Annotated in this window: 23 protein-coding genes; 12 read left to right on the top strand and 11 right to left on the bottom strand. The window is 69.4% G+C overall.

All coding sequences use genetic code 11. The annotated features are described in order from the left end of the window. The first annotated feature begins 157 nt into the window (after positions 1-157). Positions 158-406, top strand: a complete 249-nt coding sequence (locus ACQCO7_RS14465) for a hypothetical protein (protein WP_464072218.1) — start codon at positions 158-160, stop codon at positions 404-406. Between the two features lie 59 nt (positions 407-465). Here the strand turns inward: ACQCO7_RS14465 and ACQCO7_RS14460 are convergent, their stop codons facing one another. Beyond that, positions 466-969, bottom strand: coding sequence for a MarR family winged helix-turn-helix transcriptional regulator (locus ACQCO7_RS14460; protein ID WP_464072217.1), 504 nt, complete (start codon positions 967-969; stop codon positions 466-468). A gap of 134 nt (positions 970-1103) precedes the next feature. Here ACQCO7_RS14460 and ACQCO7_RS14455 point away from each other — a divergent pair, with 134 nt between their 5' ends. Beyond that, entirely contained in the window at positions 1104-1997 is an 894-nt protein-coding gene (locus tag ACQCO7_RS14455; protein ID WP_464072216.1) for an EamA family transporter, read from the top strand. Between the two features lie 89 nt (positions 1998-2086). Here ACQCO7_RS14455 and pepN read toward each other — a convergent pair whose 3' ends face one another. Next, complete coding sequence (gene pepN / locus ACQCO7_RS14450; RefSeq protein ID WP_464072215.1) at positions 2087-4651, bottom strand: aminopeptidase N; 2565 nt, start codon at positions 4649-4651, stop codon at positions 2087-2089. 212 nt (positions 4652-4863) lie between these two features. Then, a complete protein-coding gene (locus tag ACQCO7_RS14445; RefSeq protein ID WP_464072214.1) occupies positions 4864-5721 on the bottom strand; it encodes a LysR family transcriptional regulator in 858 nt (285 codons plus the stop codon). Positions 5722-5778: 57 nt separating this feature from the next. On the opposite strand from ACQCO7_RS14445, the gene ACQCO7_RS14440 reads away from it, so the two are divergent. Together ACQCO7_RS14440 and ACQCO7_RS14435 are read left to right on the top strand one after the other, a co-directional pair. Beyond that, entirely contained in the window at positions 5779-7014 is a 1236-nt protein-coding gene (locus ACQCO7_RS14440; RefSeq protein ID WP_464072213.1) for an MFS transporter, read from the top strand. 5 nt (positions 7015-7019) lie between these two features. Continuing rightward, positions 7020-7163, top strand: coding sequence for a hypothetical protein (locus tag ACQCO7_RS14435; RefSeq protein WP_464072212.1), 144 nt, complete (start codon positions 7020-7022; stop codon positions 7161-7163). 78 nt (positions 7164-7241) lie between these two features. Here ACQCO7_RS14435 and ACQCO7_RS14430 read toward each other — a convergent pair whose 3' ends face one another. After that, positions 7242-8258 (bottom strand): aspartate-semialdehyde dehydrogenase, encoded by a 1017-nt coding sequence (locus tag ACQCO7_RS14430; protein ID WP_464072211.1) that lies wholly within the window; start codon positions 8256-8258, stop codon positions 7242-7244. A gap of 278 nt (positions 8259-8536) precedes the next feature. On the opposite strand from ACQCO7_RS14430, the gene ACQCO7_RS14425 reads away from it, so the two are divergent. Both ACQCO7_RS14425 and ACQCO7_RS14420 read left to right on the top strand, forming a co-directional pair. Further along, positions 8537-9058, top strand: coding sequence for a sigma-70 family RNA polymerase sigma factor (locus tag ACQCO7_RS14425; protein ID WP_464072210.1), 522 nt, complete (start codon positions 8537-8539; stop codon positions 9056-9058). Between the two features lies 1 nt (position 9059). Further along, entirely contained in the window at positions 9060-9695 is a 636-nt protein-coding gene (locus ACQCO7_RS14420) for a hypothetical protein (protein ID WP_464072209.1), read from the top strand. Between the two features lie 76 nt (positions 9696-9771). Here ACQCO7_RS14420 and ACQCO7_RS14415 read toward each other — a convergent pair whose 3' ends face one another. The 4 genes from ACQCO7_RS14415 to ACQCO7_RS14400 all read right to left on the bottom strand — a co-directional run bounded on the left by ACQCO7_RS14415 (position 9772) and on the right by ACQCO7_RS14400 (position 15386). Continuing rightward, positions 9772-9993 (bottom strand): hypothetical protein, encoded by a 222-nt coding sequence (locus tag ACQCO7_RS14415; protein WP_464072208.1) that lies wholly within the window; start codon positions 9991-9993, stop codon positions 9772-9774. A gap of 145 nt (positions 9994-10138) precedes the next feature. Next, positions 10139-10456, bottom strand: coding sequence for a hypothetical protein (locus ACQCO7_RS14410; protein ID WP_464072207.1), 318 nt, complete (start codon positions 10454-10456; stop codon positions 10139-10141). 202 nt (positions 10457-10658) lie between these two features. Then, positions 10659-11639, bottom strand: a complete 981-nt coding sequence (locus ACQCO7_RS14405; protein WP_464072206.1) for a LuxR C-terminal-related transcriptional regulator — start codon at positions 11637-11639, stop codon at positions 10659-10661. A 483-nt stretch (positions 11640-12122) separates the two neighbouring features. Then, entirely contained in the window at positions 12123-15386 is a 3264-nt protein-coding gene (locus ACQCO7_RS14400; RefSeq protein WP_464072205.1) for a S8 family serine peptidase, read from the bottom strand. Between the two features lie 187 nt (positions 15387-15573). Here ACQCO7_RS14400 and ACQCO7_RS14395 point away from each other — a divergent pair, with 187 nt between their 5' ends. The 3 genes from ACQCO7_RS14395 (at position 15574) to ACQCO7_RS14385 (ending at position 18568) form a co-directional block, all read left to right on the top strand. Continuing rightward, a complete protein-coding gene (locus tag ACQCO7_RS14395; protein WP_464072204.1) occupies positions 15574-16023 on the top strand; it encodes an NUDIX domain-containing protein in 450 nt (149 codons plus the stop codon). Positions 16024-16114: 91 nt separating this feature from the next. Beyond that, positions 16115-17299 (top strand): serine hydrolase domain-containing protein, encoded by a 1185-nt coding sequence (locus ACQCO7_RS14390; RefSeq protein WP_464072203.1) that lies wholly within the window; start codon positions 16115-16117, stop codon positions 17297-17299. A 111-nt stretch (positions 17300-17410) separates the two neighbouring features. Next, the gene (locus tag ACQCO7_RS14385) at positions 17411-18568 is read left to right on the top strand and encodes a glycosyltransferase (protein ID WP_464077207.1); all 1158 of its coding nucleotides are present in this window, start codon (positions 17411-17413) and stop codon (positions 18566-18568) included. On the opposite strand, the gene ACQCO7_RS14380 is transcribed toward ACQCO7_RS14385, so the two are convergent. Together ACQCO7_RS14380 and ACQCO7_RS14375 are read right to left on the bottom strand one after the other, a co-directional pair. Continuing rightward, positions 18540-18755: a DUF397 domain-containing protein gene (locus tag ACQCO7_RS14380; RefSeq protein WP_464072202.1), complete on the bottom strand. Its 216-nt coding sequence runs from the start codon at positions 18753-18755 to the stop codon at positions 18540-18542. The two genes, ACQCO7_RS14385 and ACQCO7_RS14380, sit on opposite strands and share 29 nt — an antisense overlap. Before the next feature lie 4 nt (positions 18756-18759). Then, positions 18760-19641, bottom strand: a complete 882-nt coding sequence (locus tag ACQCO7_RS14375; RefSeq protein WP_464072201.1) for a helix-turn-helix domain-containing protein — start codon at positions 19639-19641, stop codon at positions 18760-18762. Between the two features lie 207 nt (positions 19642-19848). Here ACQCO7_RS14375 and ACQCO7_RS14370 point away from each other — a divergent pair, with 207 nt between their 5' ends. From ACQCO7_RS14370 to ACQCO7_RS14360, 3 genes are all read left to right on the top strand, one after another. After that, positions 19849-20271 carry an ATP-binding protein gene (locus ACQCO7_RS14370; protein WP_464072200.1) on the top strand — a complete coding sequence of 141 codons (423 nt, stop codon included), beginning with the start codon at positions 19849-19851 and terminating at the stop codon, positions 20269-20271. 753 nt (positions 20272-21024) lie between these two features. Next, the gene (locus ACQCO7_RS14365; RefSeq protein WP_464072199.1) at positions 21025-21420 is read left to right on the top strand and encodes a hypothetical protein; all 396 of its coding nucleotides are present in this window, start codon (positions 21025-21027) and stop codon (positions 21418-21420) included. 79 nt (positions 21421-21499) lie between these two features. Continuing rightward, positions 21500-21751 (top strand): hypothetical protein, encoded by a 252-nt coding sequence (locus ACQCO7_RS14360; RefSeq protein WP_464072198.1) that lies wholly within the window; start codon positions 21500-21502, stop codon positions 21749-21751. A gap of 4 nt (positions 21752-21755) precedes the next feature. On the opposite strand, the gene ACQCO7_RS14355 is transcribed toward ACQCO7_RS14360, so the two are convergent. Continuing rightward, entirely contained in the window at positions 21756-22394 is a 639-nt protein-coding gene (locus ACQCO7_RS14355) for a mycothiol-dependent nitroreductase Rv2466c family protein (protein WP_464072197.1), read from the bottom strand. Positions 22395-22473 lie beyond the last annotated feature (79 nt).

Genomic DNA, 22473 nt, shown 5'->3' with positions numbered 1-22473 from the left:
GTAGTCACCGCATAGCTCGGAGCTGGTCACCACGTAGCTCTGAGGTAGTCACCCCTTACACCGTAGGAGCTGCTCCGGCGGCCTCTCCGCATCCCCGCCCGCCCCCTAAAGGCACCCCGGACGAGCGCCCTCCCCCGGCGTTCGCTACTTTTGCACCGTGGACAAGAAGAACGCCTTGCGCGCCGGCACCCTGGCGGCCGGTACGACGCTGATGATGCTGTTGATGTCGTCCCCCGCGCTCGCGCTCACGCGCGACGACGGTGACGACCCGGGTCCGGGTCTGAGTGTCGTCGACACGCTGGGCCTGTTCGTCGTGGCTCCCATCGGGATCTTCCTCGTGATCGCGGGCCTGGTCTGGGTCTTGGACCGGTCGAACGACCGCGAGCCCAAGGCTTCCAAGGCCTGACGTCCGCTTACTGAGTCATACGGGCGATGCCTGAGTACTAACCGGGTACGCCCCGAGGGTTACTCCTGCGTAGTACCCGGCAGCAATTCCCGCAAAAGGTCGGCCAACTGGCCGACCTTTTGCGCGTCCAGGACCGAGATCGCCTGCTGCTGGACGGCGAGTCCGGCCGCGACCGCCTGGTCGACGACCTTGAGACCGTCCTCCGTAAGGGTGACGCGCAGGGCCCTGCGGTCGTGGGGGTCGGGGGAGCGGCGCAGCAGCGACGCGCGTTCGAGTTTGTCGAGGCGGCCCGTCATACCACCGGTCGTGAGCATGAGCGTCGAGGAGAGTTCGCGGGGCGAGAGGGAGTAGGGCGCGCCGGAGCGGCGCAGCGTCGCGAGGACGTCGAACTCGCCCCGTGAGATGCCGTACGGGGCGTAGGCGCGTTCGGCGCGGTCGCCCATGGCGCGGGCGATGCGGGAGATGCGGCCGAAGACCGCCATCGCGGCGGTGTCGAGGTCGGGGCGGGCGGCGGCCCACTGGTCGACGATCGCGTCCACGGGGTCCTTGGGTGGCGTGCTCATGGGGTGAGTATCTCAAGCGGCACCGGCTTGCCTCCCGACCGGCTTGCCTCCGACTGACTTACCCTTAAGTGGCTTGACTCTAATTTGCTTAGCACTAAGCTAATCATCGTCGAGCTACCAAATCGGGGTGCCCCATGAAGTCCACGACCGTCCTCCTCACCGCCCTCGCGCCCATCTCCTGGGGCACCACCTACGCCGTGACCTCGGAGTTCCTCCCGCCGGACCGGCCCCTCTTCACCGGCCTCATGCGCGCGCTCCCCGCCGGCCTGCTCCTCCTCGCCCTCACCCGCACGCTGCCGCGCGGCGCCTGGTGGTGGAAGGCGGGGGTGCTGGGCGCGCTCAACATCGGCGCGTTCTTCCCGCTGCTGTTCCTCGCCGCGTACCGGCTGCCCGGGGGGCTCGCGGCGGCGGTCTCCTCGGCGGGGCCGCTGTTCGTGCTGGCCCTCTCGACGGTGGCGCTCCGCGAACGGCCGACGGTCCGCCCCCTCCTCACCGGCATAGCGGCGGCCCTCGGCGTCACCCTCGTAGTCCTCAAGGCGGGCGGCGCGCTGGACACCCTGGGTATTACGGCCGCCGTGGCCTCCACGGCCTCCATGTCCGCCGGTACGGTCCTGACGAAGAAGTGGGGCCGCCCGACCGGCGCCGGTCCCCTCACGCTCGCCGGCTGGCAGCTGACGGCAGGCGGCGTACTGATCGCCCCCGTCGCCCTCCTCGCCGAAGGCGCACCCCCCGCCCTCGACACCCGCGCGATCGGCGGCTACCTCTACCTCGCCCTCGCCAACACGGCCGTCGCCTACTGGCTCTGGTTCCGAGGAATCGGCCGCCTCTCCGTCACCCAGGTCTCCCTGCTCGGCTCACTCTCCCCGGTGACGGCGGCGGTCGTGGGGTGGGCGGCGCTGGGGCAGTCCCTCACGGTGCTGCAACTCGTGGGGATGGGAGTGGCGTTGGGGGCGACGGTGATCGGCCAGCTGAGGCCGGCTCCTCGTACGACGCCGACGTCCGCGCCGCGTGAACTCCAGCGGGCGTGAGGCCCCGGCACTCCGGCCGGAAAGACGCCCGGCGTCATCGGCAAACGAAAGGCGCCCGGCGTCGAGAACGCCGGGCGCCCCTGTGCGTACTACGCGTCCGCGGCCTGCGCCTTCAGCGCCCGCTCGACACCCGACTGGGACTCCGACACCAACCGCCGCAGCGCGGCGTTCGGTTCGGCGGAGGACAGCCAGGCGTTCGTGGCGTCCAGCGTCGACTGCGACACCTGGATCGCCGGGTACAGACCGACCGCGACCTGCTGGGCGATCTCGTGGGACCGGGAGTCCCAGATCGACTTGACCACCTCGAAGTACTGCTCCGTGTACGGCGCGAGCAGTTCGCGCTGTTCCGGCTGGACGAAGCCGCCGATCACCGCTTCCTGAAGCGCGTTGGGAAGGTCCGAGGAGTCGATGACCGAGGACCACGCGGCGGCCTTGGCCTCGGCGGTCGGCCGGGACGCGCGAGCCGTCAGCGCGTGCCGCTCTCCCGCCGCCGTCCTGTCGCGCTCGTACTCGGCGCTGATCTCCGCCTCGTCGAACCGCCCGACGGAGGCGAGCCGTTGGACGAACGTCCACCGCAGCTCGGTGTCGACGGCGAGCCCCTCCACGACAGAGGACCCGTCCAACAGGCCCTCAAGGAGCGACAGTTCGGAGTCGGTGCGGGCCGTCGCCGCGAACGCCCGTGCCCACGCGAGCTGATGGTCGCTGCCGGGGGCAGCCGCACGCAGGTGCTCCAGCGTCGCCTCGGTCCAACGCGTCAGCAGGGACGCCCGCTTGGCCGGAGCCGCGTACAGCTCCAGCGCCAGCTTCACCTGCCGCTGGAGGGACTGGACGACGCCGATGTCCGACTCCTTGCCGATCCCGGAGAGGACCAGCGAGAGGTAGTCGCTCGTGGCGAGTTCGGCGTCACGGGTCATGTCCCAGGCCGAGGCCCAGCACAGGGCGCGGGGGAGGGAGGACTCGAAGTCGCCGAGGTGCTCGGTGACGAAGGCCAGCGACTCCGTGTCGAGGCGGACCTTCGCGTACGAGAGGTCGTCGTCGTTGAGCAGGACAACTGCCGGGCGGCGCTTGCCGATCAGCTGGGGTACGTCCGTCAACTCGCCGTCGATGTCCAGCTCGATGCGCTCGTCACGCACCAACTTGCCGCTGTCGTCGTCGAGTTCGTACAGGCCGATGGCGATGCGGTGGGGGCGAAGCGTCGGCTCGCCCTTCGCGCCGGCCGGCAGCGCGGGCGCCTCCTGGCGGACCGCGAACGACGTGATGACACCGGCGGAGTCCGTGACGATCTCCGGCCGCAGGATGTTGATCCCCGCCGTCTCCAGCCACGCCTTCGACCACGACTTGAGGTCACGCCCGGAGGTCTCCTCCAGCGCGCCGAGCAGGTCCGAAAGGCGCGTGTTGCCGAACGCGTGCGCCTTGAAATACGCCTGCACGCCCTGGAAGAACGCGTCCATCCCGACGTACGCGACGAGCTGCTTCAGGACGGAAGCGCCCTTCGCGTATGTGATCCCGTCGAAGTTGACCAGGACGTCGTCGAGGTCGTTGATCTCCGCCATGATCGGGTGCGTGGACGGGAGTTGGTCCTGGCGGTAGGCCCACGTCTTCATGGAGTTCGCGAACGTCGTCCAGGAGTGCGGCCAGCGCGAGCCGGGCGCGTACGCCTGGCAGGCGATCGACGTGTACGTCGCGAACGACTCGTTGAGCCAGAGGTCGTTCCACCACTCCATGGTGACGAGGTCGCCGAACCACATGTGCGCCAGCTCGTGGAGGATCGTCTCGGCGCGCGTCTCGTACGCGGCGTCCGTGACCTTCGAGCGGAACACGTACTGGTCGCGGATCGTCACCGCGCCCGCGTTCTCCATCGCGCCCGCGTTGAACTCCGGGACGAACAGCTGGTCGTACTTCTTGAACGGGTACGCGTAGTCGAACTTCTCCTGGAACCAGTCGAATCCCTGCCGGGTCACCTCGAAGATGGCGTCGGAGTCGAGGAATTCGGCGAGCGAAGGACGGCAGTAGATGCCGAGCGGCACGGACTGGCCGTCCTTCTCGTACACGCTGTGCACGGAGTGGTAGGGGCCGACGATCAGCGCGGTGATGTACGTCGAGATGCGCGGCGTCGGCTCGAACTCCCAGACGTCGTCCTTGGGTTCGGGCGTCGGCGAGTTGGAGATCACCGTCCAGCCGGTGGGCGCCTTCACCGTGAACCTGAACGTCGCCTTCAGGTCCGGCTGTTCGAAGGACGCGAAGACGCGGCGCGCGTCCGGAACCTCGAACTGCGTGTACAGGTACGCCTGTTGGTCGACCGGGTCGACGAAGCGGTGCAGGCCCTCGCCGGTGTTGGTGTAGGCGCAGTCCGCGACGACGCGCAGGACGTTCGGACCGGCGAGCAGGCCGGGCAGGGCGATGCGGGAGTCCTTGAACACCTCGTCGGGGTCGAGCGCGTCCCCGTTCAGGGTCACCTCCTTGACCGCCGGGGCGACCAGGTCGATGAACGACTCGGCGCCGCCCTCGGCGACTTCGAAGCGCACCGTGGTCACGGACCGGTAGGTGCCGCCCTCCTGCGCTCCGGAGAGGTCGAGATCGATCTCGTACGAGTCAACGGTGAGCAGCTGAGCCCGCTGCCGAGCCTCTTCGCGAGTCAGGTTTGTGCCAGGCACGCGGTCATCTCCTCGTTATGCGTGGGTTGTGGCCATCTTTCCACGTGCCGCTTCCGGGCACGCAGCCACTATCGCCGAGCACACGAGCTCTTGACCGAAGCCGCCCGCCTCGCCGCCTCCACCTCACGCACGCCCCCGGCCGACGCCGCCGTATGTCTCGCGGCCTCCGCCACGCCCGCGCTCCCGCCCGACGCCGCCGTACGTCTCGCTGCCTACGTCTCGCCTGCCTCCACCAGCCCCCTCACCGCCTCCGCCAGCGCCCGCACCCCCCGCCCCTCCCCACCCCGCGGCCACACCAACCCCAACGCCGACTCCCCGAGCCCCTCGACGGGCACCGCGACCACGTCCGCCCGCCCGTACGCGGCGGCCGTCGGCGCGCACAGCAGCATCGCCGCGCGCCCCGTCGCGACCAGCGTCAGTCCCTCCTGAAGCGTCCCCGCCTCGGGCCCGCCCACCCCCGGCGCCTGCGCGGCACGCCAGTACGCGGGGGCCGGGGGAGCGGGCCTGACCAGCGGCTGAGCCGCGACCTCCGCCGCCGAGACGGCCGTACGCGCCGCGAAGGGATGCGTACGGGGGACGGCGAGCGTCTGCGGCTGCCGCGAGAAGACCGGCCCGAGGACCAGGTCCGGTTCCCGCACGGGCAGCAGGACGACGGCCGCGTCCACGACGCCGGAGCGCACGGCACCGAAGGGGTCGGACAGCGGCAGCTCCACGAGATCGACGGCGCCCATCTCCCGTACGACACCGGCGAGTTCGGCATCCACCGCCCCCTGGAAGCCGAGCCTCGGCGCGGCGCCGCGCGCGTCCTCGACGGCGGCCACGAGGTCGTCGTACGCCGGACGGACCCGCGCCAGGAACCGCGTACCCAGCGGCGTCAGGGACACCCGGCGGCTCGTACGGCTGACCAGTCGGCCGCCGGTCCGGCGCTCCAGTGAGCGCAGGAGCTGGCTGACGCGGGCCTGCGAGACGTACAGCCGCTCGCCGGTCCGGCCGAAGTGCAACTCCTCGGCGAGGACGAGGAAGCACTCCAGCTCGCGCAGGTCGGGGACCGATCGATAAGTCACGCTCATGGAAGGGTGAGGACTTCGCCGTTGTTCCCGCAGGGCCCCGGCGCGAAAAGTGGAGGCATGTCCTCCCTGGAACCCCGGACCTCCGCCAGCCCTCGGGCCGTCACCAACTCCCGGTCCTCGACGCCCCCTTGGCCCGGTGTCTTCGTTCTCGCCGCCGCCACGTTCTCCGTCGTCACCACCGAGATGCTTCCCGTCGGCCTGCTCACGTCCCTCGGCGATTCCCTCGGCGTCTCGGCGGGTACGGCAGGGCTCGCCGTCACCCTGCCCGGACTGGTCGCGGCCGTCTCCGCGCCCCTCCTCCCCGTCGTCGTCCGCCGCGCCGACCGGCGCCATGTCCTCACCGCCCTCCTGCTCCTCCTCGCCGCCGCCAACCTGCTCTCGGCCCTCGCCCCCGGCCTGGCCGTCCTGCTCGTCGCCCGTGCGCTGGTCGGGATCTGTATCGGCGGGGTGTGGGCGATCGCGGCGGGCCTCCCGGCGCGGCTGCTACCCGAGAGGTACGCCGGACGGGCCACGGCCCTGGTCTTCTCCGGCATCGCCGTCGCCTCGGTCATCGGCGTCCCCGCGGGCACCTTCCTCGGCTCCCTCGCCGACTGGCGCTGGTCCTTCGCCGCGCTCGCGGTGCTGGCGCTCGCCGTGGCGGTGGCCCTGCACGTCACCCTCCCCCTGCTTCCGGCGGAGGCACCGGTACGCCTGACGGTCTTCCCCGAACTCCTCAGGGACGCGAGGCTCAGGCGGGGACTCACCGCCGTAGCCCTCCTGGTGACCGGCCACTTCGCCGCGTACACCTACGTCCGCCCCGTGCTGGAGCGCGTCGACGGTCTCGCGGCGGGCGGCGTCGGCGTACTACTGCTGGGGTACGGGGTGACAGGCGTCGTCGGCACCTTCGTCATCGGCGCGAGGGCGAGCGCGAACCCCGGCCGAACCCTCGTCCTGGTCGCGTCGTCCCTGGGTACTACGGTCGCACTACTCGTCCCGGCCGACACGTCCCTGCCCCTGACCACCGGGCTCCTCACCCTCTGGGGCCTCCTCTACGGCGGCGTCTCGGTCTCGGCCCAGACCTGGCTGACGGCAGCGGTACCCCACGCGAGGGAAGCGGCGTCGGCCCTGTTCGCGGGCGTCTTCAACTCGGCGATCGCCCTGGGCGCGTTCACAGGGGGCCGCACGGCGGACGCGTACGGCCCGACAGCGGTCCTGTACCTCGGCGCGGCCCTCGCCCTCCTCGCGGCGCCGGCCCTGGCGGGAACGCGACGTCGCGAACCCGCCAGCGAACCCCGACGCCGGGCGCGAACGTAGGAGGCATGAACTACGCGGTCCAGCCGATCCCCCCGGCCGTCCTCACGGCCCTCCGCACGAGGGACGACGCCGACAACCCCGTACACCCCTACGACGACCCGGAGGGCGACGCCCCCCTCCACGACAGCGAGGGCGCGAGGCCGTGCTGAATCTGCGGCTACCGCCGCGCGGGCGCGAACAACCACGACGGCGCCGCAGCCGCAAACGCACAGCCCCCGCCACGGCGCCTACGCGCTCAGTTCCGCCGCCACCAGCTCCGCGATCTGCACCGCGTTCAGTGCCGCACCCTTCCGCAGGTTGTCGTTGGACACGAACAGCGCGAGCCCGTTCTCCACGGTCTCGTCCCGGCGTACCCGGCCCACGTACGACGGGTCCTGCCCGGCGGCCTGGAGCGGTGTGGGGATGTCCGTCACCACGACGCCCGGCGCCGAGGACAGCAGCTCAAGGGCGCGCTCAGGGCTGAGCGGACGCGCGAAGCTCGCGTTGAGCTGGAGCGAGTGACCGGTGAAGACCGGCACCCGGACACACGTACCCGAGACCTTCAGCCCCGGAATCTCCAGGATCTTCCGCGACTCGTTGCGCAGCTTCTTCTCCTCGTCCGTCTCGTTCGCCCCGTCGTCGACGAGGTTCCCGGCGAAGGGGAGGACGTTGAAGGCGATGGGCCGCTTGTAGAGGCCGGGTTCGGGGAAGGACACGGCGCCGCCGTCATGCGTGAGCTTCTCCGCGTCGTCGACCACCTTCCGTACCTGGTCGGCGAGTTCGGCGACACCGGAGAGCCCGGACCCGGACACGGCCTGGTAGGTCGTGGCGACCAGCGTCTCAAGACCCGCCTCGGCGTGCAGCACCTTCAGCACCGGCATCGCGGCCATGGTCGTGCAGTTGGGGTTGGCGATGATCCCCTTGGGCCGCGCGGCGATCGCGTGCGGATTGACCTCGGAGACGACGAGCGGCACCTCGGGGTCCATCCGCCACGCGGACGAGTTGTCGATGACGACGGCGCCCTGGGAAGCGACCTTCCCGGCAAGGACCTTGGACGTGGCACCCCCCGCCGAGAACAGCACGATGTCCAGCCCGGAGTAGTCCGCGGTCGCCGCGTCCTCCACGGTCACCCCGTCCAGCACGGACCCGGCGGAACGAGCCGACGCGAACAACCGCAGCTCGGTCACCGGAAACGCACGCTCCGTGAGGATCCTGCGCATGACCGTCCCGACCTGCCCGGTTGCTCCGACGATTCCGACCCTCACGGCGACTCCCTGTAGCTGTACCTGATGTGTCTGCGGCGTTTCCATCATGCGGCCCACCCCGGTCCACCTGTCCAATTCTTTGCCCACGACACCGGGACCGGCCCCGGGACAGGGCTCCAGAACTCCGGCCGTACCCGCATCGAGCTGGAGATATTCGCCCCAGGACCCCGACCCGCCGCAATCCGTTCCGCGCCCCGCCCTCGAATGTGACCTACGCCCCACGAACGTTTCGCCCCCGCCCCGCGTCGTAGAGGAAACGCCGAGGGGGAGGGGTGTCAGTGCTGCGCAGAACGACGCGCCGCGAACGGAAGGGGGAGGACCCTCTGGACGCGGCACAGGAACGCCGGGTCCGCGCGGTCCTGGCCCTCGGCGGGGTGCCGCAGACGGACCTGCCGGACGGGGTGCAGCAGGTCAGGCTCCGGCTCCTGGAACGCGCGGCGAAGGGGTACGAGGCTCCGCGCGACGTCTCCGCGTGGGCGGCGGTCGTCGCCTCCAACCTGGCGATGGACTGGCACCGGGCGAAACGCCGCCAGGACCGCCTGGGCGAACGCCTCGCCTCGCTACGCCAGTCCGCGCAGCCGTCCGGCGAGGAAACCAGCGTGCTCTCCCTGGCCGTTGCCCAGGGCCTGGACCAACTCCCCGACCCCCAGCGCCAGGTGGTGATCCTCCGCTTCTACGCCGACCTCCCCGTGGCGTCGATAGCGGACCAACTCGGCGTCCCCGAAGGCACGGTGAAGAGCCGCCTGCACACAGCGGTCAAGGCGCTGCGAGCCCGGCTGCACGAGGACGAGGTGGTGTGAGATGGCGGAGAAAGACGACGTGTACGAGGACGACGCCGCCCTCCTGGCCGCGATCACCGGCGAGTCGGCCCCGGACACACCCGAACTGCGCGCGGCACGTGAGGACATCGCCGTACTCCGTACCCAACTCGCGCTGATCGCGGACGAGTTGACCCCGCCCGCGCAGGTCGTCCCGCTGGCCCCGCGCAGGCACCGGCGCCTCAAGGCCGCCCTGGTCGGTGTCGCGGCGGCCGGTGTGCTGACCCTGCTCGGCGGAGGGCTCGCCCTCCTCGGCGCCCCCGGCAACTCCTCGTCGGACCAGGGTGCTTCCTCGGCGGCGGACGGCTCGGCCGAGAAGAGCGACCTGCCCGACCTCGTGTACCTGGCGTGCGCCGAGACGGTCGTGACGGGCACCGTCACCACCGTAGAAGGAACCGAGGTCACACTCCGGGTGACGCACGCCTACAAGCCGACCCCGGGCCCGGCCGCGGTCACCTTCACGACGGATACCCCCCTCACCCAGGGCACCCCTGTGCTGGTCGTCCTCTCCCCGGGCTCCTCCACCCCCGACGACCTCTTCGTCGGAACCCAGGAGATCAGCGCCCGACTCCCCGCCCTCACGCAGGCCTTGAAAGAATCTCGCTCCTGCACGCCCTGACCGCACGGGAGAGGGCGGGCGCCCCCCGGCACCCGCCCTCTCCCGCGATCCCCCGATGTGGTTGGAATCCCCCGATTTACTGCCAGTCGTCCCAGACCCAGCTACCCGTGTCGTCCCCACTCGGCTTCGTCGGCTTCGTGACGACCGGGTCGTCCAACGGGTCGCCGGCGGCGACGACTTGCTGCCCGTGCGAAGCCGAACCCTGGTGCCCCGCGACAGCCAGCGGCAGCGCCACCATGGTGGTGACCGCCAGCGCGGCGAGGGCGGTGCGGACGGCTCGGCCGGTGATGCGTCTCATTCTGTGCCCCTGCTTCTTCGTTCCCGGTGAGCGTGTGCCAGCCACGATGATGGTCCGGCGGTCGTGCCGCTGTCATGTGCATCAGCTGGCCTCAGGAGGCCATGGCAGTCACATGCCAGTCAGGTCACGCATGGATCACCGGTGATCACGCGACCCGTCCGCCCCGTGGTTCCCCGTACAGATAACGGTCCGGACGGCAGTCGCCCAGCTCCCAGTCCGGCAGCAGGCCCGGCACGCTCAGCCAGTCCGCCCAGCCGTCCCGCGCCCGGTCCAGCGCCTCGTCCAGGCTGCCCGCCTCCACGAACGTCATCCCGACCAGCCGCCGCCCCCACCGCGCGAGCGAGACATGGGCGATGCCCGGCTGCGGGGCGGCTCTCGTGGTCTCGGCCACGACGTGCAGCCGCTGGTCGCTGGGCATAGCGACGGGCGCCGACGGGAGGAGAACGACCTTGACTGCGTACACGGGGTGACCTTAGGCACCGGACGTACCCATATCGGCACGAGAACGCTGTCAGCCCCCGGTCATGGCAGGGAGATGCCAGCGGTTCGCTCCGCGGGAGGGGCCGTGTTCGTCTGCGGCGCCGTCGTGGCTTGTCGCGCCCACGCGGCGGAGCCGCATATCGATACAGCCCCGCGCCCCTAAAAGACCGCGGCTGACCCGCCGTTCAGAGCCAGCCCCGCCGCACCGCCTCCGCCCCGGCCTGAAATCTGCTCTGCACTCCCAGTCTCCGCTGCAATTCCGCCGTGTTGCGCCGCACCGTCCGCAGCGAGACGCCCATCTTGCGCGCGATCCCCTCGTCCGTCAGGCCCGCCGCCAGCATCTTCAGCAACGCCGCCTCGCGGTCCGTCGGCGCGTCCGGGGGCGCGTCCTGGGGGGCCGAGCCCAGCGGGACCGCGTTCTCCCAGACCATGTCGAACAGCTCCTCCAGCGCCCGCACCATCCCGGGGTAGCGGATCAGGAGCGCGCCCTTGCGGCTGTCGTCGATGTCGATGGGGATCACGGCGGTCGTGTGGTCGGAGAGGATCATCCGCATCGGCAGGGCCGGAACCGTACGGGTCTCGCCGCCGTGCGAGGCGAGCCAGTTCGCGTACTCCACGGTCGGCTGGTCGTTGCGGACGCTGTCGAGGTACACCGTCCGCATCCGCACACCCCGGCTCAGATGCTGCTCGTCCAACGGCCGCCCGGCCTCCAGCGCCCCCGCGCTCAGCGCGCCGCCCGGCACGAAGGTCCGGACGTCGATACGTGCCTGATGAGCCAACTCCATCAGCCGCACCCGCACCGCGTCGACGCCCTCCAGACGCTCCACGCCGCTGTCCACGCGGTGCGCCGCCATGTTCGCGTAGTCCGAGGTCAGCGCGGCCAGCGCGGCGCGTTCCTGGGACAGCCGGGCGCGCTGTTCGTCCAGCTCCGCCTCCCTGCGCTGGAGCAGCGGCGAGAGGATGATTTCCGGACTCACGGGAACGAACTGGTGGCCGGCGGCCTCGTGCAGCAGGGAGAGTTGGGTCAGCCGGTCGAGCGCGGCCCGTACGTCCGCCTCCGCCAGCCCCGTCTCGCGGGCGATGTCCTCCAGGGTCCAGGAGGGGTGCAGCAGCAAAGACCGGTAGACGTCGTGGGTCGACTGGTCGATGCCGATGGTCTCCAGCATGGCTCCCCCTGCGAAGGCCGCCTCGCGGCCGAGATCTGTCGTTGGCGTCGGACTGCCGCTGACGGTATCCGATCGCGGATTTCGCCGTACCTGCGTTCGAGTCACCCGCCGTGACCTCTTGGCATCTCCCGGCCATGGCCGCGTGGTGCCACAACCGAACCCCCCTGCCACGCGCACACCCGGCCTAATCTCGTGATCGCCGGGTGGTGCTCCCTCGGGGGAGGGCATCACCCGGCACACCAAGCACCGGCCGGCGCCGTCACGGGGGTGGGCGTCGGCCGGAAAGAGGTGGGGGAGATACGGGGGAAACACGGGGAAAAGGGGCGGGACGAAAAAGGGCGGGCGCTCTTGGGGGAGCGCCCGCCCTTTAACGCTTGCGCAGCGGCGGGTGGTCTTTCGTCTTTTAGGGGCGCGGGGAACTGCGCGATCAGCCACGACGAACCCGCAGCCGACACACAACCCCCCTCACCACCCCATTAGTCGCTAACCCACGACCTTCTCGATGACAACGGTCCCAACCCCCGCCGCAGTCCCCCGAGCATTGACCAACCGAACCTCCCCGAAGAACTCCCGCCCCTCAGGCCCAGCAGCCTTCACCAGCACGTTCCCGGAGATGTTCGCGGTCCCACCGCTGGGGATGGACACAGCCCCGGAGCCCACGGAGACCGACCCCAGCGCGGACGTGAAGTACACGTCCTTGTACTGGAACGTGGTCGTCCCCGCAGGGACCCCGTACCCGTCGACAACGATCGTGTACGTCCCGGCAGCCGGCGAAACAAGACTCACCGACTCCTCGGAGTCCCCGTCGGCGGACTGCCCGACCTGCACACCGTCCCGATAAACGGTCAGGTCAAGATCCGCAGCCGCGTCGGACACACCCCCGATGGACACGTCGAACCGCTCAACACCGGCCGGAACCACAACAGTCGACGTCTGCGAAGCACCCTGCGCGATAGTCGGCGTAGCCAACTTCGCGGACCCGAGCGACCCACCCTCAAGCTTCGCGTTCAGCGGCGCGAACTTGTTGGTCACGGCCCACTCGGCGGCGACCGGCGTACCGACCTTCGCCTCGGGCACCGTACGAACGGCCGGCGAGAACTCCGTACCCAGCACCGACACATCGAGCGTGTACGGGTTGTCGAGGTACGGCGAGGTACGACGCGACTCGACCTCGACCTCCCACACCCCCGGCGTCGGGTTCGCGTAAGTCCGCAGATCCGGACGGCAGTTGTTGGGGTTTTCGGGGTTGTTGTAGTCGTTGTAGCAGTAGACGGTGGCCCCGTCCTCCATCAACACCCCGTACGGGTGAAGGGAGATGAACCGCGTCTGGCTCTTGTCCTTGAGCCCCCCGAGCGCGACCTCAAGCGTCTTGGCCCCCTGCGGCACGGTCACGAAGTACGAGTGACTCGAATTCCGCTGCACACTGGCCGACTTGGAGAACGAGTACGACGGAGCCGCGAGCGCCTTGGACACGACGACGGTGGAGAGGATCCGCTGATCCACCCCGACGGTCGCCTTGTCGTCCAGCTCGACGATCGCGCTGTGCACCCCGGCCGACTTGGCCTGAGCCTGCACCTTGACGGTGACCGGCGTGTTCAGCGGCAGACTGACGCTCTTACCACCGACGACCTTGAACGTACCGTCGTTGGTCCGCAGCGACACACTGTGCTTGACAGCCTTGGCAGGCCCGGAAGTTCGGGTCACGACGATGTCGTACGACCGCTTCTCCCCGACCTTCAGCCCGCCCTCACGGTCATAGATCCCGGTACCGAAACCGGGCTCCTTGAGCGACCCGGAAAGGGCGGTGCTGACCGGTGCCTTGACGGTGTAGTCGTGCGCGGTCGCGCCCTTCTTGATCGCGTCCCACGCCTGCACGATCCGGATCAGCCCGGACCCCTGCACGTGCGCGGGCACGCCCTTGATCTCACGAGCCGTACTGGTGAGGGCAGTTCGCAGCGTCAGCGGCGACAGCGCGATCTTCCGCTGCTTGGCGGCGGACAGCAACAGCGCGCTGGCACCGGCGGCTTGGGGCGACGCCATCGACGTACCCTGCAACATCGCGTACCCGGGCGGCAGTTGGTACCCGGACTCGGCGACCGGCGCCCCCGGCGACCACGTCTGCATCGTGTTGATCGCGGCGCCCGGCGCGACGAGCGTCGGCACGAACCCGCCGTCCTCACGCGGCCCGGCGGAGGAGAACGGCAACATCGCGTACTTCTTGGTCACCTGGGACCCGTAGTTGGCGGCCCAGGTCTCCTTGGAGATGGACGCGCCGACGCTGATGACCTTGTCGGCGAGGCCGGGGTCACCGATCGTGTTGGTGCCGGGGCCCTCGTTCCCGGCGGCGATGACGAGCTGCACGCCGTACTGGTCGATGAGCCGCGTGTAGAGCTGGGCGCGCGCGTTGTTGCCGTCGTTCAGCGGAGGCAGGCCGCCGATCGACATGTTCACGATGTCGACGCCGCGCTTGGTGACGAGGTCGATCATGCCCTCGGTGAGGGCGACGTTCGTGCAGCCGCCGGTCCACGTGCAGGCGCGCGAGGACACGATCTTCGCGCCCGGCGCGGCGCCGTTCATCTTGCCGCCGAACAGCGAGTTGGCGGCGGTGATCCCGGCGACGTGCGTGCCGTGGCGGGACTCGACGACGCCGATATTGACGTAGTCCGACTTGTCCCCGGCGCCGTTGAACACGACGTCCTTGCGGATCTCGACGACGAACGGGATGCGCTCGGAGATCGCGGTCTTCGGGTCGTCGACACCGAAGTACCCGATCTGGAAACCGTCCTTGTACGGCTTCAGCGGCGTCTCGTCCGTGAAGTCACCGTCGTTGTCGAGGTCGACGCGGACCGTTCCGGCGGCGGCGTCGTACAGCACGCCCCACACATCGGACTTGTCGCCGTCACGGTTCAAGTCCCCTGCCATGTCACCACCGTTGGTGGCGGACTCGGCGAAGGTCTGGAACCGGAAGCTGCCCGCGGGCGCCTTCCAGGTACGCCCGGCGGCGGTGAACTCGGGCCCGGCGGCGGCGGAGTTCATCCGCAGCCACGTCCCGTCGCGGTCCACCACGGGGTCCGTCGCGGTGACCCAGTCGACGATCTTCCGCTCACCGGTCGTCGTCTTCTGGAGCGCCGGGTGGCCGAGGTCGACGCCGGAGTCCAGGACGCCGATGGTGACGCCACGGCCGTCGTACGTGGGGTGGTCCTCGACGAAGGACACCGCACCCGTCTCGAAGGAGGGGTTGTACGGGTTCTTCGCGGGCGTCTTCTTGCCGGGGGCGGGGTAACTCCCGGCCGTGGAGCGCTCCTTGGAGCTGCTCGGCGTCGGGTCGTCCAGCGCGATCTCCTGGCGGAGGTCGATCGCCTGCACGGACGTCAGCTTCGACGCGGCGGCGATGGCCGCATCCGCCTTGCCGGTGGGGACGGTCGCGCGGACGTACCCGAGCGCGTCGTCCTTGCGGCCGACGAACCCGCCGTCCAGACCGTCGAGTTGCTTCGCCACCTGCGCGGTCTCGCCGGGGGCGGTCGCGACCATCATCGTGACGGTCTTGTCCCCCTCGGCCTTCGCGTCCGTGAGCGCCGCCGCGTCGTCCGAACCGAGCTTGTCGCCGGTCGGCTTGAGGGCGGGGGCGACCGTGGAGTGCTGGTCACCGGCGAACGCGAGCGGCACGGGACCGGCGGCCGACAGCGCGGCGACGAGCCCCGCCGCCACGGCTATTCGTACCGTACGTCTGTGGGGGGTGTTGGTCATGGGCATCCCTAGCTCATGTCAGAAGTGATCCCGAGTGATCGCCCAGCTTTACCCACCGAGTGAATGTTTGGGGAGGGTTGACCGTGAGGTGGTGAATGAATGGGGAAAACCCGCGATGGACTTTAGGTGGCAGACCACCAATTCAAGACAAACCACCCACCGGCTACGAGGGAGCTGTGACCAGCCCGTGAGAAGAACCCGAAGGACGGCCGCGTACGCGGTGATCGTCGAGAACGACCGCATCCTCCTGCCGCGCTTCCGCGAACCCGGCGGCACGGGCGTGTGGATCATGCCCGGCGGGGGAGTGGAGCACGGCGAGGACCCGTACGACGCGGTCCTGCGCGAACTGCGCGAGGAGACGGGCTACGACGTCGAGGTCACCGCCCTCCTGGGCGTCGTCTCCCGCCGCTTCCCGCTCCCGCGCCGGGGTTTCCGCCTCCCCCGCGACCACCACGGCATCGCCCTGATCTACGAAGCGAAGGTGACCGGCGGCGAGTTGCGCTCCGAACAGGACGGCTCCACGGACCTCGCGGCCTGGCACGACCTCGACGCCCTGCCGGACCTCCCGACGGGCGACATGGTCGCCCGGTCCGTACGCCTCTGGCGCGAGCGCCCGGCGACGGGTCACCTTGGCTGAAAGCCGCTCAACCCTCCGGATCAGGGACAACTCCCCCTGATCCAACGGCGTCCCTCCCCCTGACCGCGTGATCACGAGCAGGGGGAAACCCATGAAGAAACTCCGTACGACGGTGCTGGCGGCGACGGCCCTCACGGCGACGGTCGCCCTCGCGGCACCGGCGCTGGCCGCCGCACCGGCCTCGCACGAGCCGACCAGGAAGGCCGTCGAGGGCGTCGTCCAGCAGGGCGTACCCGGCGTCACGCTGACCGCCCGGGAGAACGGCGCGACCTGGTCGACGACGGCCGGTGTCGGCAACCTCCGTACCGGCAAGCCGCGTTCGGCCGGCGACCACTACCGCGTCGGCAGCATCACCAAGACGTTCGTCGCGACCGTCATGCTCCAACTGGAGGCGGAGGGCAGGCTGTCGCTCGACGACACGGTCGAGAAGTGGCTGCCGGGGGTCGTGCACGGGAACGGCCACGACGGCAGCCGTATCACTCTGCGCCAACTCCTCAACCACACCAGCGGAATCTACAACTACACGGAGGACGAGCAGTTCGGGCGCGACTACTTCCTGAAGGACGGGTTCTACAAGAACCGCTTCACGCCCCGCACCCCGTCCTATGCCGTGGGCCTCGCCATGTCCCACGCCCCGGAGTTCGAACCCGGCACCGACTGGAAGTACTCCAACACGAATTTCGTCCTGGCGGGAATGGTCATCGAAAAGGCGACCGGCCACCCGTACGGCGCGGAAGTCCGCACCCGCATCATCGACCCCCTCCGCCTCAAGGGCACTTCGGTCCCCGGCAACTCCGTCACCCTCCCGCGCCCGGCCTCGCGCGCGTACGGCAAGCTCGCGGAGACGGCCGACGGGCCGACGTACGACGTCACCGAACTCAACCCCTCGATCGCGGGCTCGGCGGGCGAGATGATCTCCACCTCCGCCGACCTGACCCGCTTCTACAGCGCCCTCCTCCAGGGCAGACTCCTGCCCCCGGCCCAGCTCAAGGAGATGAAGACGGTCAACTCCGTCTCCGGGTACGGCCTCGGTATCGCCGAGGGCACCCTCTCCTGCGGCGTCACCGTCTGGGGCCACGACGGCGGCATCCACGGCTCCAGTTCCGTCGCCCTCACGACAGCGGACGGCAAGCACGCGGTCGCCTTCAACCTGAACGCGGACTGGACGGGCGACGTCGTGCCGGTCATCGAAGCGGAATTCTGCGGAAACCCCGCACCGGGCGCAAGCCGTTCGAGTGAATCCGACCTCGCTGTCATCCAGGATCTGGCGAAATAAAACATCCCGTTCATCCGCCGGAAATATCCGTACCGCCTGATATCGGCTAACCCGCACCAACACGGGGATGGCTTGATACATGTGCAAGGCGGGTGAGCGCGAATGCTCCGTGTGCTGTCTGTCTACGAGGGCTTCTTCTCCGGGGGAGCCCGGATCGTCCACAGCGACGTGGTGCTGGGCCTGAGTGAAGGGGGCCAGCACCATCGCGTCCTCAGCATGCATTCCGAGGTCCACCGCGAGGCGACCCGGCAGCGCATGGAGAACGACACGTGTTATCGGAAGCTGACGGCGGCGGGGGTGCCGGTGACGGCGCTCGGGCGGGTGTACGCGGGGGGCGATCCGGCCACCTTCACCGGTGACGAGCTGGCCGATACGGCGCGGGCGATGGCCGAGGCGGACGTCATCCTGTCGCTGAAGGAACAGCCGCTGGCTCTGTTGAACCAGGCCGGCCTTCCTCGCCGCCCCGTCGTCGTCGGGCTGCACCGGTCCGACCCCGAGAACCAGGCGCTGGACGACCTGCTCGCCGGGATCGCCGACGGCAAGGTCGCGGCGGCGGTGTGCTGCGCGGAGTCGACGCGTGCGGCGTACGAGGCCGCAGGGGTGCCGGGTGACTTGTTGGCGGTGATCCCCAACGGCGTCGACCTGATCCGCTTCCGTCCCGACGCGGCTCGGCGCCTCGCGGTCCGTACGGAGCTGGGGGTCTCCGAGTCGGCCCCCGTCGTCGTCTTCGCCGCCCGCTACGACGCCATGAAGAACGTCCCGCTGTTCCTGCGGGCGGCTGCGGAGTGGCTGTCCAGGGAGCCTCAGGGGCACGTCCTGATGTGCGGGGCGGGGATGAGTGCGGAGAACGCCGGGTTGCTGGCGGAGATGGCCTCTGCGGGCCTTGGCGGGGCCGGGGTGCACTTGCTCGGCGTGCGCCGGGACATGGAGATGCTCTACGCCGCGTCGGACGTCGTGGCGCTCACCTCGGCGTGGGGCGAGGCGGCCCCCCTGTGCCTCATCGAGGGCATGATGTGCGGCGCGGTCCCGGTCACGACGGACGTCGGCGACAGCGCGTCGATCGTCGCGGGGCACGGGCTGGTGACGCCCTTCGACGCCGGGGCGATCGCTTCCGCCTGGTCGGAGGCGGTCGCGGCGAGGACAGAGCTGGGCTCCGCCCTCGCCGGGAGCCGTGAACGGTTCAGCAGGACGCGGATGATCGCGTCGTACGCGGCGCTGCTGGACCGGGTGAGCGGGCGCGCTACGCGGAGGTCGCGCGCAGGCGCGTGAGGAAGGGGGACCAGGCGGAGGGGGGGAGGAGGAGGGCGGGGCCGTGGGGGTGCTTGGAGTCGCGTACACCGATGTTGGGGTGCAGGGCGGCGACTTCGACGCAGCTGTTGCCGGTGCCGTCGCTGTAGGAGGACTTGAACCAGGCGTGGTCGGGTGCGAGTTCGGGCGCGGTGTAGCGGGGGCGCATGGGTCTATAGCTCTCGTTCTAGTCGGTGCAGGAAGTCAGGAGTGTCCTCCGGAGGCAGCGCCGATGCGACCATGGCGTCGAACCGGCGAGTGAACCGGTCCACTTCGCGCGGCTTATCCGAAGTGGAGACGGCTCCCCAGGAGTTGTCGGTCTGGACCCTGGCCGGGAGGGCGTTGCCGAAATCGAGGATCGCGAAGTCGTGACTTGCGCGGTAACCCCAACGGAACGGCAGGACCTGGACGGTGACATGGTCCCAGCGTGACACCTCATCGATCTTCGTGTACTGCTCCCGCATTACCTCAGGCCCCCCGACCGGATACCGCAAGGCACCCTCACCCAGAATCGCGTGGAGCCGTACGGGGTCCTCGCGCGTGAGCACTTCCTGCCGCTTCATCCGCAACTCCACGCTGCTGCGGATCACTTCGGTGGTGGTCTCCTCGATCGGCTTCTGGATGTCGTGCAGGATCTGTGCGTATGCGTTGGTCTGCAACAACCCATGCACCAGCGTGGGGTGGTACACCTTCATGCTGCGCGCCTCGGGTTCGATGCCCACGAAGCCCGGCATACCGGCAGGCATCCGTCCCCGGTACTGAGTGAGCCAATCCTGGTTCGAGGACTCTTTGTTGAGGCCGATCAGCGAGTCGATGACGTCGGGGTCATCGACCCCGTACTTGTCCAGCAACTTCCGAAGGTCACCCACATTCCGGAAGTTCAGTGAGCCGGTCTCGATCCGTTGAAGTGCCGCCTCCGACAGCCGGGTTCCCTGGATCGCCTGCTTCCGCGTGAACCCGCCCCCACGGTCGCCTCGCCCGCAGTTCTCCCGCAACTGACGGAGCTGAAGGCCCAGTTCGAGCCTCTGACCTGTGCGTCCGCGTTTGGCGGCCATGATGCACCTCTCTGTGCTCCAGCGTGTACGGCACGTGACTGTGTGCAGAGTGTGGCACCCGCTGTGCAGCCCACGCAGGCGTTTGCGCAGAACCGTGCATATTCCACTTTCGTCCCCGTTGAATATTCGAGTGGGTTTCGATTGCAGCCTCAATCCCCGACCCGTCACCGTGGTCCCACATCCCCGACGGAAAGGGACCGACCCCACATGACCACCCCCGCTCCCACCACCCCCCTCACCGAATCCTGGAACATGAGCTACCCCATGACGCTGCGAAGCGTCCCCCTCGCCCGCCGCCAGACCCTCCGCCGCCTCACCCTCTGGGACTGGCCCGGCGACAAGAACGACGCGATCCTGATCGTCTCGGAACTGGTGGCGAACGCGATCCGCCACGCCCGTCGCCCCGGCCACGAACTCTGGCTCCACCTGGCCCTGTTGGAGCCGACTCCGCACACCCTCCTGATCGAGGTCTCGGACCCCACCCCCACGGTCCCCACCCTCTGCGAAACCCCCACGACCGAGGCCGGCCGCGGCCTCCAGGTGGTCACGGCCCTCACCACGCACCTCTCCTGGCACCCGCACAAGAACCTCGGCAAAACGGTCACGGCCCACCTGTCGCACAAGCCGTAAGCCCCCGCGTAAACAGAACGTCACGGGGGAGCCGAACGAGGCAGGCCCGAACCTCATACACCCCAGCCCTGACCTGACGGGGAACGCGCACTCGGACGCCCTACTGCTCGCGCCGCTACTCCCGTACCTGGAACACCCCCGCGTGCGCGGGGACCACTCCGACCCCGAGAACTAGTCTCTCGATGAGTTGGGAACACCCCCGCGTGCGCGGGGACCACTCGGTGGTCCAGGTGGTTTCCAGGACGAGGGTGGGAACACCCCCGCGTGCGCGGGGACCACTCCTCGTGACCTGGGTCTTTATCCGAGCGAGCGGCCGTTTCTCATCACTTCCCGAGAACCGGACATTTCGCTACCCCTCCCTGAACCCCGGCCTAAACCTTATCCCCACCATCCCTACCCACCCACCCCCGTCGAACCCCTCAGCGCCCTCCCCACACCCACGCCGAGCCCCCACCCGAACCGCCCGCTGCTCACCACCGGACGATTGCCGAAGGCGGAGGCCTCGACGCGATCCCCAGCAGCCCGGCGCTTCGATGAACGCCTGGACATCCCCAGCAGCAGAGACGGATCCGACGCCAACCTCCACCCCCACGCGAGGTGGAGTGAGCACCGTACCCGGGGGAAAGACGGAGCAGCCCACCGGCACCAACACCCTCCGCCCCCCCTCGGATACCCTCCAGCCCCAGCCCGCCCGGAGCCACCTCGAAAACGCCCCCGAACCCAGCCACCCCGCAACGAGAGGACCAGTTCGATATGTCGACCCTCCTGGAGTTCGCCTTTCTTTCGATCATCGCGTTACTCGCAGGCGCCGCCATACGCGCAGCAACCCGACGAAGATCCACCCGGCGATCCACCACGAATACCGATACCGCGAACTTCCCGTGCCGGGTGACATGGCGAGCAGGGCTGGGCAGACGCGGAAGTGTGTACGGAAAGATCTCCGCAACCCCGGACAAGGAACCGACGTTCACCCGCCGCCGAGGCCCCGAAATCAAACTCCCCCGCAGCCGGCACATCACCCAACAGCCCAGCTGGCGAACCGGCCTGACAACACTCACGTACACCTCGCCGGAACACGCCAAGATAAGCATCCTCCTCAGCGAGGGCGACGCCGAGACCGTGAGGAAACTGCTGCGCGCGGAAGCGTGACGTACGTCAAAACGGGCGGAACCCTCCCCTCCAGCCGCCCCGCGCTCTATGCTCCTGCTCCCGGCGCGAGGAGGTACACGTGTCCCACGTCCGATGCCCCAACCCGACCTGCAACAAAGGACCGCAGCGGCGATTCCGGGACCTGGAGGGTGCCGAGATCGCCGCAGCGGCGCAGGTCATGAGCCGGTTCGAGAGCGAGCAGGGGGAACGGTTCCGCCCGTCGGCCTACCACCGGTGCACCGGCACAGGCTGCCGCCGCATCCAGCGCAAGGACAACTGGCAGCTGGGCGGCAACCTCCCCGAGGACCTACAGATCCCAGCGGAATCCTGACCCCCTACTCGAAGATCGGCCCCTGCGTACGGGTCCGCTTGATCTCGTAGAAACCCGGCACGGAGGCGACGGCGATCGTGCCGTCCCACAGGCGAAGCGCGGCCTCACCCTTGGGAGCCGGGGTGACGACGGGCCCGAAGAAGGCGACTTCGTTGCCCTCGGGCCCGGGCACCGCGATGATCGGCGTACCGACGTCCTGCCCGACCTTGTCGATCCCCTCCTTGTGGGACGCACGCAGCTCCGCGTCGAACTCGAAGTCCTCCTGCTCGGCGTACTCGATCAGCTCGGCGGGAAGGCCGACCTCCTCCAGCGCACCGGCGATCGCTTCGAGGGTCGGCCCCTCGCCGTTGTTGTGGAAGCGCGTGCCGAGCGCGGTGTAGAGCGGGCCCACGACCGAGTCACCGTGCTTCTGCCAGGCCGCGGTGACGACACGGATCGGCTTCCACGCCTTCGTCGCGAGCAGTTCGCGGTACTCCTCCGGAAGCTGGTCGAGCTTGTCCTCGTTGAGGACGGCGAGGCTGAAGGGATGCCAGCGGATGTCGATGTCGCGCTGCTCCTGGACCTCCAGGACCCAGCGGGAGGTCATCCAGGCCCAGGGGCACAGCGGGTCGAACCAGAAGTCGACGGGGGTCTTCTCGGACATGTCTCTCCTCAAGAGCGCCACGGCTGGGAACGTACGGATATTCCCGTGCCAACGTACGACCCGAGCCAACCATTCCCGG

It is taken from the genome of Streptomyces saintjeani, from assembly GCF_055409605.1.
Note: the sequence above shows the minus strand (reverse complement) of the source record. Positions and strands in the feature narration are given on the sequence as shown.

Coding starts and splice junctions, on each gene's coding strand:
- ACQCO7_RS14390 (WP_464072203.1), top strand. CDS start 16,115: ATGAAGAAACTCCGTACGACGGTGCTGGCGGCGACGGCCCTCACGGCG.
- ACQCO7_RS14400 (WP_464072205.1), bottom strand. CDS start 15,386: ATGACCAACACCCCCCACAGACGTACGGTACGAATAGCCGTGGCGGCG.
- ACQCO7_RS14375 (WP_464072201.1), bottom strand. CDS start 19,641: ATGGCCGCCAAACGCGGACGCACAGGTCAGAGGCTCGAACTGGGCCTT.
- ACQCO7_RS14365 (WP_464072199.1), top strand. CDS start 21,025: ATGTCGACCCTCCTGGAGTTCGCCTTTCTTTCGATCATCGCGTTACTC.
- ACQCO7_RS14440 (WP_464072213.1), top strand. CDS start 5,779: ATGTCCTCCCTGGAACCCCGGACCTCCGCCAGCCCTCGGGCCGTCACC.
- ACQCO7_RS14380 (WP_464072202.1), bottom strand. CDS start 18,755: ATGCGCCCCCGCTACACCGCGCCCGAACTCGCACCCGACCACGCCTGG.
- ACQCO7_RS14355 (WP_464072197.1), bottom strand. CDS start 22,394: ATGTCCGAGAAGACCCCCGTCGACTTCTGGTTCGACCCGCTGTGCCCC.
- ACQCO7_RS14415 (WP_464072208.1), bottom strand. CDS start 9,993: ATGAGACGCATCACCGGCCGAGCCGTCCGCACCGCCCTCGCCGCGCTG.
- ACQCO7_RS14460 (WP_464072217.1), bottom strand. CDS start 969: ATGAGCACGCCACCCAAGGACCCCGTGGACGCGATCGTCGACCAGTGG.
- ACQCO7_RS14445 (WP_464072214.1), bottom strand. CDS start 5,721: ATGAGCGTGACTTATCGATCGGTCCCCGACCTGCGCGAGCTGGAGTGC.
- ACQCO7_RS14370 (WP_464072200.1), top strand. CDS start 19,849: ATGACCACCCCCGCTCCCACCACCCCCCTCACCGAATCCTGGAACATG.
- ACQCO7_RS14420 (WP_464072209.1), top strand. CDS start 9,060: ATGGCGGAGAAAGACGACGTGTACGAGGACGACGCCGCCCTCCTGGCC.
- ACQCO7_RS14435 (WP_464072212.1), top strand. CDS start 7,020: ATGAACTACGCGGTCCAGCCGATCCCCCCGGCCGTCCTCACGGCCCTC.
- ACQCO7_RS14405 (WP_464072206.1), bottom strand. CDS start 11,639: ATGCTGGAGACCATCGGCATCGACCAGTCGACCCACGACGTCTACCGG.
- ACQCO7_RS14455 (WP_464072216.1), top strand. CDS start 1,104: ATGAAGTCCACGACCGTCCTCCTCACCGCCCTCGCGCCCATCTCCTGG.